14 protein-coding genes are annotated in these 12,427 nt (G+C 67.9%); 10 read left to right on the top strand and 4 right to left on the bottom strand.

Translation table 11 applies throughout. The features are described from left to right. Positions 1–168: 168 nt before the first annotated feature. The 4 genes from QSK25_RS09295 (at position 169) to QSK25_RS09280 (ending at position 2,892) form a co-directional block, all read left to right on the top strand. Entirely contained in the window at positions 169–504 is a 336-nt protein-coding gene (locus tag QSK25_RS09295) for a hypothetical protein (RefSeq protein ID WP_285636440.1), read from the top strand. 1 nt (position 505) lies between these two features. Beyond that, on the top strand, positions 506–1,291 hold the full coding sequence (locus QSK25_RS09290) for an NADP-dependent oxidoreductase (protein WP_285636437.1): 786 nt from the start codon (positions 506–508) through the stop codon (positions 1,289–1,291). A 315-nt stretch (positions 1,292–1,606) separates the two neighbouring features. After that, positions 1,607–2,224: a hypothetical protein gene (locus QSK25_RS09285; RefSeq protein ID WP_285636433.1), complete on the top strand. Its 618-nt coding sequence runs from the start codon at positions 1,607–1,609 to the stop codon at positions 2,222–2,224. 14 nt (positions 2,225–2,238) lie between these two features. Further along, positions 2,239–2,892: an NAD(P)H-binding protein gene (locus QSK25_RS09280; RefSeq protein ID WP_285636430.1), complete on the top strand. Its 654-nt coding sequence runs from the start codon at positions 2,239–2,241 to the stop codon at positions 2,890–2,892. Here QSK25_RS09280 and QSK25_RS09275 read toward each other — a convergent pair. After that, the gene (locus QSK25_RS09275; protein WP_285636427.1) at positions 2,889–4,169 is read right to left on the bottom strand and encodes a D-arabinono-1,4-lactone oxidase; all 1,281 of its coding nucleotides are present in this window, start codon (positions 4,167–4,169) and stop codon (positions 2,889–2,891) included. The genes QSK25_RS09280 and QSK25_RS09275 overlap by 4 nt on opposite strands. A gap of 86 nt (positions 4,170–4,255) precedes the next feature. Here QSK25_RS09275 and QSK25_RS09270 point away from each other — a divergent pair, with 86 nt between their 5' ends. Next, positions 4,256–5,440: an amino acid deaminase/aldolase gene (locus QSK25_RS09270; RefSeq protein WP_285636423.1), complete on the top strand. Its 1,185-nt coding sequence runs from the start codon at positions 4,256–4,258 to the stop codon at positions 5,438–5,440. 2 nt (positions 5,441–5,442) lie between these two features. Here the strand turns inward: QSK25_RS09270 and QSK25_RS09265 are convergent, their stop codons facing one another. Beyond that, positions 5,443–6,087 carry a TetR/AcrR family transcriptional regulator gene (locus QSK25_RS09265; protein ID WP_502881817.1) on the bottom strand — a complete coding sequence of 215 codons (645 nt, stop codon included), beginning with the start codon at positions 6,085–6,087 and terminating at the stop codon, positions 5,443–5,445. A gap of 82 nt (positions 6,088–6,169) precedes the next feature. On the opposite strand from QSK25_RS09265, the gene QSK25_RS09260 reads away from it, so the two are divergent. From QSK25_RS09260 to QSK25_RS09250, 3 genes are read left to right on the top strand one after another with little or no spacing between them, the layout of a single operon-like run. After that, positions 6,170–7,417: a GH1 family beta-glucosidase gene (locus tag QSK25_RS09260; protein WP_285636417.1), complete on the top strand. Its 1,248-nt coding sequence runs from the start codon at positions 6,170–6,172 to the stop codon at positions 7,415–7,417. 40 nt (positions 7,418–7,457) lie between these two features. Further along, positions 7,458–8,618 (top strand): MFS transporter, encoded by a 1,161-nt coding sequence (locus tag QSK25_RS09255; protein WP_285637574.1) that lies wholly within the window; start codon positions 7,458–7,460, stop codon positions 8,616–8,618. Further along, on the top strand, positions 8,618–9,400 hold the full coding sequence (locus QSK25_RS09250) for an SDR family NAD(P)-dependent oxidoreductase (RefSeq protein ID WP_285636414.1): 783 nt from the start codon (positions 8,618–8,620) through the stop codon (positions 9,398–9,400). Before QSK25_RS09255 ends, QSK25_RS09250 begins: the two co-directional genes overlap by 1 nt. 261 nt (positions 9,401–9,661) lie before the next feature. Here the strand turns inward: QSK25_RS09250 and QSK25_RS09245 are convergent, their stop codons facing one another. Then, positions 9,662–10,021, bottom strand: coding sequence for a hypothetical protein (locus tag QSK25_RS09245; protein WP_030480258.1), 360 nt, complete (start codon positions 10,019–10,021; stop codon positions 9,662–9,664). Positions 10,022–10,034: 13 nt separating this feature from the next. Beyond that, positions 10,035–10,298, bottom strand: a complete 264-nt coding sequence (locus QSK25_RS09240; RefSeq protein ID WP_352235719.1) for a hypothetical protein — start codon at positions 10,296–10,298, stop codon at positions 10,035–10,037. 219 nt (positions 10,299–10,517) lie between these two features. On the opposite strand from QSK25_RS09240, the gene QSK25_RS09235 reads away from it, so the two are divergent. Both QSK25_RS09235 and QSK25_RS09230 read left to right on the top strand, forming a co-directional pair. Next, complete coding sequence (locus QSK25_RS09235; protein WP_285636392.1) at positions 10,518–11,900, top strand: helix-turn-helix transcriptional regulator; 1,383 nt, start codon at positions 10,518–10,520, stop codon at positions 11,898–11,900. A 154-nt stretch (positions 11,901–12,054) separates the two neighbouring features. Beyond that, complete coding sequence (locus QSK25_RS09230; protein WP_093596166.1) at positions 12,055–12,336, top strand: hypothetical protein; 282 nt, start codon at positions 12,055–12,057, stop codon at positions 12,334–12,336. Positions 12,337–12,427 lie beyond the last annotated feature (91 nt).

Raw genomic sequence — 12,427 nt, 5'->3', positions numbered from 1 at the left:
ATTCCTTGATCCACCGGGTGATGTCTGTCACTCGTTCGGGGGGTCGGCATGTGGGCGACAGCGCCGGCCGATGTCCGGCGCGGACCGGCCCCCGTCGCGTTCCGGAACCTGCAGCGGGCCCGAACGAGCTCCGGCCGGCTCGAGGCTCAGTCGCTTGATCGTCTTCCGATGCTCGGAATCATCGGATTCACGGACTTGAATCCAGAATCGATGATTTTCTCGAAGTCGTCGTGGAACAGCGCGACCACCGGGAACGGCGCGGCGGCGTCAGGCGTCGGCGGAGCGGCTGGCCTCGAGCGGCTGCGCGGCGGCGCCGGGCAGGTGGACATCCGTGCGCTGCAAGGCCGTGGCAGCGGTCGCTGCGCAGCGGAAAGGTCGCGCGCAGGAATTGAGCGTCGATTTTCCGGTGAATCGCATGTCCGAATTCGGCAGGTCTGGTGCGAGCGGGCAAATGTTAGGTTGGTGACCGCGTTCGGAAGTGGTGCCGGTGCTGCGGAGGAATGAGATGTGGGCGGTAGCTGCTGCGGAATTCGGAGCCGGGCTCGAGCTCGTCGAGCTGCCCGAACCTGAGGTGGGCGCGGGCGAGCTCAAGGTGCGGTTGCTGGCGGCGAGCGTGAACCCGTTCGACCGCAAGGTCGTCGACGGGATGCTGCGCGACTCCGGAGAGCACCTCTTCCCGCTGGTTCCCGGCACCGACGGCGCCGGTGAGGTCGAAGGATCGGGCGAGCGGGTCTTCGGGACGTTCTTCCACCGGCCGGTCGGCCGCGGCACCTACGCCGAGTACGTCACAGTTCCGGTCGGCAACGCGTTGGCGCCGCTGCCGGAAGAGCTCGATCCCGCCGTCGCCGCCGCACTGCCGACGGCCGGCATGACGGCGTTGCAGTTGGTCGAGTCGCTCGGCGCCGCGGAATCCGTCCTGATCGTCGGAGCGACGGGTGGTGTGGGGTCGTTCGCCGTCCAGATCGCGCGGGCGGCCGGCAAGAAGGTGATCCCGATCGGCCGTGGCGATTCTCTCGTGGAGGCCGACGCTCTGATCGACCTCGTGAGCGCCGACCGTTCGTCGTTCGAGGCGAACGCGCGCTACGCGCCGTTGGCGTTCAACACCAACTTCGTTTCCGCTGACAAAGCGCAGAACTTCAGCATGAAGGGCTCGCGGGAGACGTTGGTGCGCTTGGCGTCCATGGTCCAGGCGGGCGACCTCGAAGTACCGATCGCCCGGCGCGTGCCGTTGCGCGAGGCCGTGGATGTTTTCGCAGGTCACAGCCACGGTAAGACAGTGATCATCATGTAGGTGGTCGTTCTGGAGCGGTGAACGGTCGGCGGACGGTGACCGGCACCGCTCGGCGGATTTTTCCCGCCACGCCTGACGCACACACCCTGAGCAGGTCTTTTGGTGCGTCCATACGGATTAACGTCACCCAGACGGCAGCACCGTAGGACCGAACTCGCCGCACCACTCTTCGACCGGTCACCGACCGGTCGGCGCCGTCGATCGCAGGGGGTGCGCTGACCTGGGGGCGGGCCGCGGGCTTCCTGCTAATTCTTATCCAGAGCACGAGTCGAAACGCGGCGGATCTCCCGCCGCGGGTGACGAGGAGGCACTGGCGTGAGCAGCACCCCAGCAAGGATCGCGGCACTCGACAGCTCGAACGGACTGTCGACCACCCCGGTCCCGGTTCCGGAACTGCCCGCGTCCGTCGAGGAGTTGGCAGCCGCTGCGGCGATCCGCCTCGGCTGGCACGGAGTCGTTCTCCCGGAGATGGTCCTGATGGGCCGCAAGGTCGTCGTGGTGGCCGAGCTCCTGGCCGACGCCCACGCCGAGCGCGTCTGCGTCGGTGCGGCCCCCGAAGCCGACAAGACCACCGTCTCCACCTGGGTGTGGCCGGAGATGGAAGGCCGCGTCCCGCCGGCCGCCGTGCGCATCGTCGGCGTCCTCGCCGTCGCCCGCCACTGGCGCACCGCGCTCGCGTCCGCCGTCCCCTTCGCCCGCTACGGCAACGCCGCGGTCGTCCTCCCCGAGTCGGTCGCCTTCTCGCACGACTACCTGGCGAACTGCCTGCCGCGAGTCCGCCGCTACGGCGTCTCCGTGCTGCTGGCCGACGACGAGAAGGACCTCTCGGTCGACGTCTCGGGCCGCCAGGAACTGGTGCCCGCCGAGGACACCGCCATCACCCGCTGGGTCAACGAGCTCGTCTACGAGCAGGTGCTCGCCACCGCGTCCTGATCTACGGTCGGTCCATGCGAGTAGTCATAGCCGGTGGACACGGGCAGATCGCGCTGCTTCTCGAGCAGCAGCTGGCCACCCGTGGACACGCCGCCACCGCACTGGTCCGAAACCCCGATCACTTCGCTGACGTGCAAGAAGCCGGAGCCGTTCCGGTTCTGTGCGACCTGGAGTCCGCTTCGCTGGACTCGGTCGCCGAGTATTTGAACGGTGCTGATGCGGCCGTGTTCGCCGCTGGTGCAGGCGCTGGATCCGGTGCCGCCCGGAAGGACACCGTGGACTACGGAGCCGCTGCGCTCTTCGCCTCTGCCTGCGTGGAGGCCGGGGTGCGGCGGTTCGTCCAGGTGTCGACGGTCGGGATCGAGGCTGCCGACTCGCCCGAGGTGGATCCTGAGTTCGCGGTGTACCTCAAGGCCAAGAAGCTGGCTGAGGAGGACTTGAAGTCGCGGGATCTGGATTGGACGATCCTGCGGCCCGGTCCGCTGGTGAACGATCCGGGGACTGGGCTGGTCACTTTGGGCGCGCCGCGGTTGCCTCGGTCGCCGGTCACTCGTGCCGATGTCGCTGCCGTGCTGGCGGAGTTGCCGGAGGCTCGCAACACGATCGGCAAGACGATCGAGCTGGTGAACGGCGAGACGCCGATCGCCGAGGCGGTCCGCGCCTTCTAACTGCCGAGCACCCGGTCCAGGTAGGCGTTCGTGAACGTCCTGCCCGGATCGACCTCGTCGCGCACCCGCAGGAAGTCGTCGAAGTGCGGGTACAGCGGGCGGAGGTCGTCTGCGGTGAGGTCGTGCATCTTGCCCCAGTGCGGGCGGCCGCCCACCGAGGCCGCGATGCTCGCGTACGCGTCGAAGAACGCCTTGTACTGCATGCCGAGTGCCTGGTGCATCGAGATGTACGCGGTGTCGCGGCCGTTCGCCGTGGACAGCCAGATGTCGTCGGCTTGGGCGACGCGCACCTCGCACGGGACGATCAGGTGGTCGCGCGCGTCCAGTTTCCGGGCCACGGCACGGAGTTCGCGCAGGACGTCGGTCAGGGTCTCGCGGGGGATCGAGAACTCGGTCTCGACGAAGCGCACTCGGCGCGGGGTCACGAAGACGTTGTGCGAGTAGTCCGAATAGGACCGCTCGGAGATGAGGGCGCCGCAGAGTTCGTTGAGGCGCTGGGTGTAGCGGGGGAAGGTCTTGGCGACCTTGGTGACGGCGCCGAACGCGGCGTTCTCCATCACCTCGTACTCCCAGGCCTGGCGGAGCTTCGACAGCGGGCGGGCCGGGGTGGTGATCCTGTTGTTGCGCTTGAGGATCACGCGGTCGGAGTGCGTGAACCAGTGGAACTCGACGTGGTCCTCGACGGCGCAGAGGTCGTCGAACTGGTCCAGCACGGCGTCGAGGCGGCCGGGGGACTCGGACGCCTGCAGGACGAACGACGGCACGCACTGCAGGGTCAGGGTGCTGATGACGCCCAACGCCCCCAGGCCCACGCGGGCGGCGTTGAACAGTTCCGGTCGCTCGGTGCGTGAACAGGAGACCACCGAGCCGTCGGCCAGGACCAGTTCCAGCGAGTGGATCGCGGTGGCGAGGACGCCCAGTTTGGCGCCGGTGCCGTGGGTCGAGGTGGAGACGGCGCCGGCCACGGTCTGGGCGTCGATGTCGCCCAGGTTCGGCATCGCGAGGCCGAGGCGGTGCAGGTCGGCGTTGAACGCCCACAGGGGAGTGCCGGAGCGTACGGTCACGAGGCCGGTTTCGGTGTCCGCGCGGACGATGCCGGTCCAGCGGTCCAGGTCCAGGGCGACGTCGGAGGCGACGGCGATGTCGTTGAACGAGTGACCGCTGCCTCGCGCGCGGACGCGGGAACCCGACAGGACCGCTTCGGCGATCTCGTCGGTGCTGGACGGGTGGACGATCCGCGCTGAGCACGACGCCGTTTTAGCCCAGTTCGTCCACACGCGAACCTCCACGAGAGAGTGTGACCTGCGAGTAACGTAAGTGAAAGCTCTTCACGTTTCAAGGGTTGAGGACGTACCGTCAGAGCATGCGCAGCAGAACTCGCCTCGATGCCGCGACGAAGGACCTGGATCCTCCGTTCGCGATCGTCGACCTGGACGCCTTCGACCACAACGCGGCGGACCTCGCCCGTCGCGCTGCCGGTCATCCGATCCGGGTGGCGAGCAAGTCGATCCGCGTGCGTGACCTGGTGAGCCGGGTGCTCGAACGGCCCGGTTTCGCCGGGGTCATGTGCTACTCGCTGGCCGAGGCGTTGTGGTTGTCGGAGCAGAACGTCAGCGAGGACCTGCTGGTCGCCTACCCGACGGCGGACCGCGCCAGCCTGCAGAAGCTCGCGGCCAACGAGACGGCTCGGCAGCGCGTCACGATCATGGTCGACTCGGTGGAGTCGCTCGACTTCGTCGACGCGGCGATCGGCCCGCACGCCGACATCCGGGTCTGCCTGGAGCTCGACGTGTCGTGGCGGCCGCTGCCCGGTGTCCACATCGGAGTCCGCCGCTCGCCGGTCTTCACCGCGCAGCAGGCGGGGGCCGTGGCCGCGAAGATCGTGCGGCGCAGCGGGTTCAAGCTCGTCGGGATCATGGCGTACGAGGGGCAGATCGCCGGTCTCGGCGACAACCCGCCCGGTCGGCCGCTGCGGGCGCTCGGCATCCGGTTCATCCAGTCGAAGTCCGGACCCGAGCTGATCAAGCGGCGCACGGCCGTCGTCAACGCTGTCAGGCAGGTCGCGGACCTCGAGTTCGTGAACGGCGGTGGCACCGGCAGCCTGGAGCTGACCGGCACCGACCCGTCCGTCACGGAACTCGCCGCGGGCAGCGGGCTCTTCGGGCCGACGCTGTTCGACGGCTACCAGGCCTTCAAGCCGGAACCGTCGGCGCTCTTCGCGTTGTCGGTGGTGCGCAAGCCGACCAAGCGGGTCGCGACCCTGTTCGCCGGTGGCTACATCGCGTCCGGCACCTCCACCCCCGACCGCCAGCCGTCGCCGTACCTGCCGGAGGGGCTGAAGACGCTCGGCCTCGAAGGTGCCGGCGAGGTGCAGACGCCGGTCACCGGCAAGGCCGCGGAGCTGTTGAAGATCGGGGACCGGGTCTGGATGCGGCACGCCAAGGCGGGCGAGCTGTTCGAGCGGTTCGACGAGGTGCACCTGGTGCGCGGCGACGGCATCGAGCGCACCGTGCCCACCTACCGCGGCGAGCGCAGGAACTTCGGTTAGGTCTAGGCGGGCAGGCGCGACGACAGGTAACCCCTGACCAGCGCCTTCGCCTCGACGAGGATCGCCTGATCGCCGTTCGGGTTGTTGCGGAACGCCATCTTCAGCACGGCGTCCGCGGCCTCGACGGCGATCGCGATCGGCAGGCCGACCTCGCCGAACGGGATGCTGAACTTGCCGGAGATCAGCTCCGAGATCTTGTCGGAGATGACGGCGTTGTTGTCACGGCGGTCGTCCAGCAGCCGCATGTCCACGACGTCACCGAAGTGCAGCTTCCCGAACGCGGGGATCTCGCGGTGCATCGTCACGTAGACGTCGAACACCGTGTCCACGGCGTCCCACCAGTGCTCGAGGGTCGCCTGCTCGAGACGTTCGGTGATGCCCTGGGAGAACTTGTCGACGTTGCGCAGGGTCAACGCCTGCACGACGGCGCGCTTGTCGGGGAAGAACTGGTAGAGCGAACCGACTGCGACGCCCGCTCTCTCCGCGATCAGCGTCGTGGTGACGCCGTCGTAGCCCACCTCGTCGATCAGGGTGGCGCAGGCTTCGAGCATCCGCTCGACTCTTTTGGCGCTGCGCTGCTGGACGGGCTGGCGGCGAAGCGGGGTGGTGCTCGTCACGGCGACTCCCAGTAGTTCGGGTACTTCCATCTTGCCCGTTGTACGGCTCTTTCACTTCCCTGAACCTGTCAACACGCCTACGATCCGAACAAGTTTCACATTTGGAGGATCGATGAGCGACTTCCTGTGGGGAGTGTCGACGTCCGCGTTCCAGATCGAGGGCGCGTTCGATGCCGGCGGTCGGGGTCCCTCCGTGTGGGACGACTTCTCTCCGGTACACGAGAACCAGAACGCTTCCGTTGCGTGCGACCACTACCACCGGTGGCGTGAGGACGTTGCGCTCATGACGCAGCTCGGCGTCAACGCGTATCGGTTCTCGATCGCGTGGCCGCGCATCCAGCCGACCGGCAAAGGACCTGTCAACGCCGAGGGACTCGACTTCTACGACCGCCTGGTCGACGCGCTCGTCGACGTCGGTGTCGCCCCAGTGGTGACGTTGTACCACTGGGACACCCCCGCGGCGCTGGAAGACGAGGGCGGTTGGCTCAACCGGGACATCGCCGACCGGTTCGCCGACTACGCGGCACTGGTCGCGGACCGGCTGGCCGACCGGGTGAAGCTGTGGATCCCGATCAACGAACCCGCGATGGTGACGTTGCAGGGCTATGCGATCGGTGAGCACGCCCCCGGCAAGACGTTGCTCTTCGACGCGTTGCCGACCGCCCACCACCTCAACCTCGCGCACGGCCGTGCGGTCGAAGTGCTCCGTTCGGCGGGCGCGCAAGCGGTTGGCACGGCGAACAACCACACGCCGGCGTGGCCCGCGGGGCCCGACGACGTGGCAGCTGCCGAGGCTTACAGCGAAATCCACAACTGGTTGTACGCGGATCCGGTGCTGTCGGGCCGATATCCGGACGCAGTCGCCGATCTTCTGCCCGTTCAGGACGGAGATCTGCGCACGATCAACCAACCGCTCGACTTCTACGGCGTGAACTACTACAACCCGACGCGGCTGAAGGCGCCGTCCGAGGGCAACCCCCTGCCGTTCGAACTGGCGGAGATCGACGAGTACGAACGGACCGGTTTCGGCTGGCCGATCGTGCCGTCCGGGCTGACCGAGATGATCAAGGCCCTGCGCGAACGCCACCCGGACCTGCCGCCGGTGCACGTCACCGAGAGCGGCTGCAGCTTCCCGGCCGGTCTCCACGACACCGACCGGGTCGCCTACCTCGACGGGCACCTCAAGGCGGCGCAGGCGGCGGACGTCTCCGGGTACTTCGTGTGGTCGCTGATCGACAACTTCGAGTGGGAGGCCGGGTACTCGCAGCGGTTCGGCCTGGTCGAGGTCGACTTCGAGACGCAGGCCCGCACGCCGCGCGACTCGTTCCACTGGTACCGCGGGGTGATCAGAGGTGAGTGAGGCGCTCGCCGAACCGGTGGTCCCGGTTCGCAGGGGCTGGATGGCCTGGCTCTTCGCGGCGAACCTCGGACTGTGGCTCGCGGTCTACGCGCCGATCCAGGTGCTGTTGCCGCAGCAGGCCGAGCTGCTCGACAAGGCGAACAAGGAGTTCGTCTTCGGCATCGTCACCGGTGTCGGCGCGCTGGTGTCGTTGCTGGTCGTACCGCTCATCGGGTTCCTGAGCGACCGCACGACCTCACGGTTCGGTCGTCGTCATCCGTGGACGTTGGCCGGCGCTGCTCTCGGTGCCGCCGGTCTGGCCGTGCTGGCCAACGCGCCGTCGGTGTTCGTCATGACCGTGGGCTGGTGCCTGGTGCAGGCGGGGATCGGCGGCATGCTCGCCGCGCTGACCTCGGCGGTGCCGGACCGCGTGCCCGTCGCGCAACGAGCACAGGTCGGCGGGCTCATCGGCATCAGCCAGATGCTCGGCACGGTGCTGGGCGCGGTCGTGGTGACGTTGCTGGTCAGCGGCCTGACGAACGGCTACCTGGCGTGCGCGTTCATCGTGGTGGTGGGCGCTGCCTTGTTCGTGTGGCGCACACCCGACATGCAACTCATCGCCAAGCCGGTGAAGCCGACGTTCTGGATCTCCCCGCGCGAGCACCCCGACTTCGCCTGGGCGTGGCTCGGCCACCTGATGATCAACCTCGGCAACGCGTTCGGCACCCTCTACCTCCTGTACTTCCTCGGCGACGTCGTCCACCACCCGTCCCCGGAAGACGGTCTGCTGGTGCTCATGGCGCTCTACGGGGTGGCGCTCGCCGCAGGAGCGGTGCTGTTCGGCGCACGGAGTGATCGTTCCGGCCACCGGAAGCCGTACGTCTACCTCGCGTCGGTCGTCATGGCCATCGCGGCGCTCCTGCTGGTCGCCTTCCCCACGTGGGAGGCCGCACTGGTCGCCGCGCCGCTGCTCGGCGTCGGCTTCGGCACGTACTGGGCCGTCGCGATCGCGCTGCTCACCCAGGTGCTGCCGGCGGCGTCGGACCGCGCCAAGGACCTGGGTGTGCTGAACGTGGCCAATGCTCTGCCCCAGGTCATCGCACCCTTGCTCACCGCATTGATCTTGGCCAACCTGGGCGGGTACCGCGGACTGTTCGCGGTCTCGGCGGCGGCGACGGCGCTGGCGGCGGTGTTGATGAGTCGAGTGCGATCGGTGGTCTGATGCAGGTCTCGGGCAAGACGGTTCTGGTCACGGGCGCGTCCCAGGGCATCGGGGCAGAGGCGGCGTTCCGGTTCGCCGGTCGCGGCGCGCACGTCCACCTTGTGGCCCGGAGCGCCGAACTGCTCGATCAACAGGTCAAGCGGATCACCGAGTTCGGCGGCTCGGCGACCGCTCATCAGGCCGATCTTGCGGACGGCGCGCAGATCCGCGCGCTCGCCGAGGCCGTTCCGGCCCCTGACGTGCTGGTCAACAACGCGGGCGTGGGCCGCTGGCTGTTCCTCGACGACACCGAGCCGGACGAGCTGCTGTCGATGACCGCCGTCCCGTACCTGGCGGCTCTGCTCCTGACCAGGGAGTACCTGGGCGCCATGCGGGCGAGGGGTGCGGGCTGGATCGTCAACGTGAACTCGCCGGTGTCCCGGCTGCCGATCCCCGGCTGCGTGGGCTACCAGTCGGCGCGGTGGGCGTTGCGCGGCTTGACCGCGTCACTGCGGCAGGACCTGCGCGGCACCGGCGTCGGCGTCAGCGAGGTCATCCCCGGCAAGGTGAGCAGCGAGTACTTCGTCAACAACCCCGGTGCGGAGGAACGGATCCCCGCGATCGCCCGGCTGGCGATTCCCACGGTCACCCCGGAGCAGTGCGCGAAGGCGATCGTCGACGCCGTGGAGAAGGAACGTGCCGAGCACCTGTTCCCGTGGCAGCTCAAGGCGTTCGAGATCTCCGGCCGGCTGTTCCCCGGCCTGACCTCGTACCTGGCCTGGAAGACCGGCACCCACCGCTGAAGAACGTGGCAGCGTTCAAAAAAATGGGGCCCTTGCCTGCGCGGGAGGTGCAGACAAGGGCCGTGGTTGGTGACCGCGGGCCGACAACGGTCGGGGAAGGGTGTGTGCACGTCACCGGCCCGCGGGAATCTGTGGAGTTGTGAAGCTGACCGGGGCCCGCGATGTCGCGGTCGGGGGTTCGCACATCGCGGACCACCGGTCAGTAGGCGGTTTGCAGACCTGGTCGTGTCGGGGGGACGCCAGGTCAGTCGCAAACGCCCGTTAGTGGGCTCGAGCCACCGCGCGGCGGGACCGGGTGACAGGAGGAGTCACCGGGGCCTCGCGCAGGTGGCGAGCCGGGCGCGGGGCGAGTCCGCCCGCAACCAGGTGTTCGTACGCGGCGCGCCACACCGAGCAAGGTGACTTCTGCTGGCGCCAGCGGCCGGAGCACTCAGGGCAGTTGCCCTTCTCGTCCGGCTCGTGCGCTGCCAGCAGAGCACGCCATCCCTCGGTCAGCCGAGGGAGCTCGGATCGAGCCACCGACAGGAGGGACGGGGCGTCAGCGCGGCTCGCCAGCTCCGTGAGCAGGTCGAGGCGTTCCCACACAGCGTTGCGAAGAACCTGTCCGAGGATCGCGTCCATCGAAACGTCACCGTCACCTTTCCGCCTGGTCGGCGGCTTCGCGTAGCGCAGCCCTGAGCTGTACGAGCTGGTCGTGGGACAAGACTGCCGTCTCCCCGGGAGGTCCCACCAGGACCACTTGGCCCTGGACGACCTTCACGGTGAGCTGGCGGTCCCGGTCGACCACGTCGCCGCAGCTGATCTGCCACGTCCGACGCTGCCCGGTCGTGCCGCGCCATGTGGAGTCGGTGTCACCCGTCTCCACAATGGAGGTGGAGTACGAGGAGGAGCTGTCCATCTGATTGGTCATTCCTCTCCGTGCTCACTCGCTTACCGGAATCTAGATTGCGATGATTCATGTCGGAACGGGACGTCACAGCGCCCACCGGTGGAAGTCTTACGGTGAGCGGTAAGCGGTGTTCGGTAGGGCCGATCAGCTCCGCCGAAGAGGACTTCTCGGGCTCGGGGACCTGCCCCTAGTCTGCCGATGACGCCCAACGGACTGTGAGGGTGCGCGATGAACACCATGAGTTCCCAGGGCTCTCCTATCCCCGCCGAGGTGTGGGACAACCAGGAGATGCGGGACGCACTGGCCCGACGAGAGATCAGCTCGGTCTACCGGCTGCTCCGAAGGCACGGCGTGTCCCAGCGCCAGATCGCGGCGCTCACTGGGCAGTCGCAGTCCGAGGTCTCGGAGATCCTCAAGGGACGCCAGGTGATGGCATATGACGTCCTGACCAGGATCGCCGTCGGCCTGGGTGTCCCACGTGGATACATGGGTCTCGCCTATGACGAGACAACGGCAGTACGGGTGGCCGCAACCGCGGACTCACCCCATCCTGAGGAGGACGAGTCGGTGAAGCGTCGGAAGTTCCTCGCGCACGCCGCCGCCGTGACAGTCGGCGCGGCCGTGTTCGGAGCGGACTCCGGGTCGTGGGTTTCACACCCCACACAGACTCCGGCTCCGGGACGCATCGGCATGACCGATGTGCGCCAGGTCGAAGCGGCCACTCGCGCGTTGCGTGCGCTGGACTACCAGTACGGCGGCGGTTCCTGCCGCGACGCGGTGGTCGCGCAGCTGTCCTGGGGACAGCAGATGCTCGGGGCGAGCTCGACGGACATCGTGCGCCAGCGACTCTTCGTCGCACTGGCGGACCTGCACAACCTCGCCGGCTGGACGTCGTTCGACACCGGCCTGATGGACTCCGCCCGCAACCACTTCGGGCAGGCGCTCGACCTCGCCAAGCAGGGCGAGAACGAGGCGCTGATGGCGAACATCCTGTACCGCATGGGCCGCGTGTACTTGCACCAGAACGCCCCCGACGACGCGCTCAAGGTGTTCCAGCTCGGCCAACTGGCCGCGCAGAACTCCGGTTCCGAGCTCGCGGTGGGCATCCTCTGCGCGAACGAGGCCTGGGCCTACGCGAAGATGGGGTCCGACGAGCAGGCGCTCAAGCTGCTCGGCCGCGCGCGGGACGAGTTCTCCCGCGCGAACGTCGTCGAAGCCCCCGCCTGGGCCAAGTTCTTCAACGAGATCGACCTCTCGTCGATGATCGGCACGGTGCACACGGAGCTGGCGCAGACGGTGGACGTCAAGTACACGAGGACCGCGATCCCCGCACTCTCCAAGGCGATCAACAGCTTCGGCGACGACATGGCCCGCAGCCGTTCGTTCAACCTGACGTCCATGGCGATCAACCACCTGCTCGAAGGCGACGTCGACCACGGCGCCAAGATCGGTCGCCAGGCCGTTGACCTGTCGGAAAGCCTGAAGTCCGTGCGCACCAAGCAGCGCATGGAGCCGCTTCGCCAGGAAGCCGACAAGCGCCGCAACAACCCCGAGGCCCGCGAGCTCGCGGACCGCGTCGCACGCTTCACGGGCACCGAGTCGGCCGCCTGACCTGCGAACTCGTTTGGGTCCTATAGCACCACGATTGGATGGTGTGGGACACGAACCGGTAACGCCAGAGCCTTCTCCCACGAATGCAGCATCGACGGGCGAGAAATCCACGCCTAAGGTGCGGCAGGTCGGGGCGAAGGACGAGGTGCGGCGCGTGAGCCTTACTCGGAGGTGGCGTTCCAGGAGAGCGCTGCGATCCGCGCAGTTGCTCGACGAGGTGGTGGACACCCAGCTACCGCTGCTGGCGGGTTTTGACGAGGAGCGCCGGCGACGATCCGCCGACTACCTCGCCGAGCTCGTGGCGTTGGCCCAGGACTACCGCTACTACGCCAACGGCTGGATCGACAGCCGTGAGCTGGACCGTCGCGGTCAGCGGACGATGAACCGCCTGGCCCGCATGCGCGAAGAATCTTCGGCTCGACTGATCACCGATTAGTCCGTTCGTGCGCAGTTCGTCGCGCCGATCGGACCACTCACCGAGTTCGGCCGGTTCCGTGGATGTTTCACGTTGAACATCCCGGTGGCAC

It is taken from the genome of Lentzea sp. NBRC 102530 (assembly GCF_030269365.1).
Lineage (GTDB): Bacteria > Actinomycetota > Actinomycetes > Mycobacteriales > Pseudonocardiaceae > Lentzea.
The sequence above is the reverse complement of the archived record's forward strand: the minus strand, read 5'-3'. Positions and strand labels throughout refer to the sequence as shown.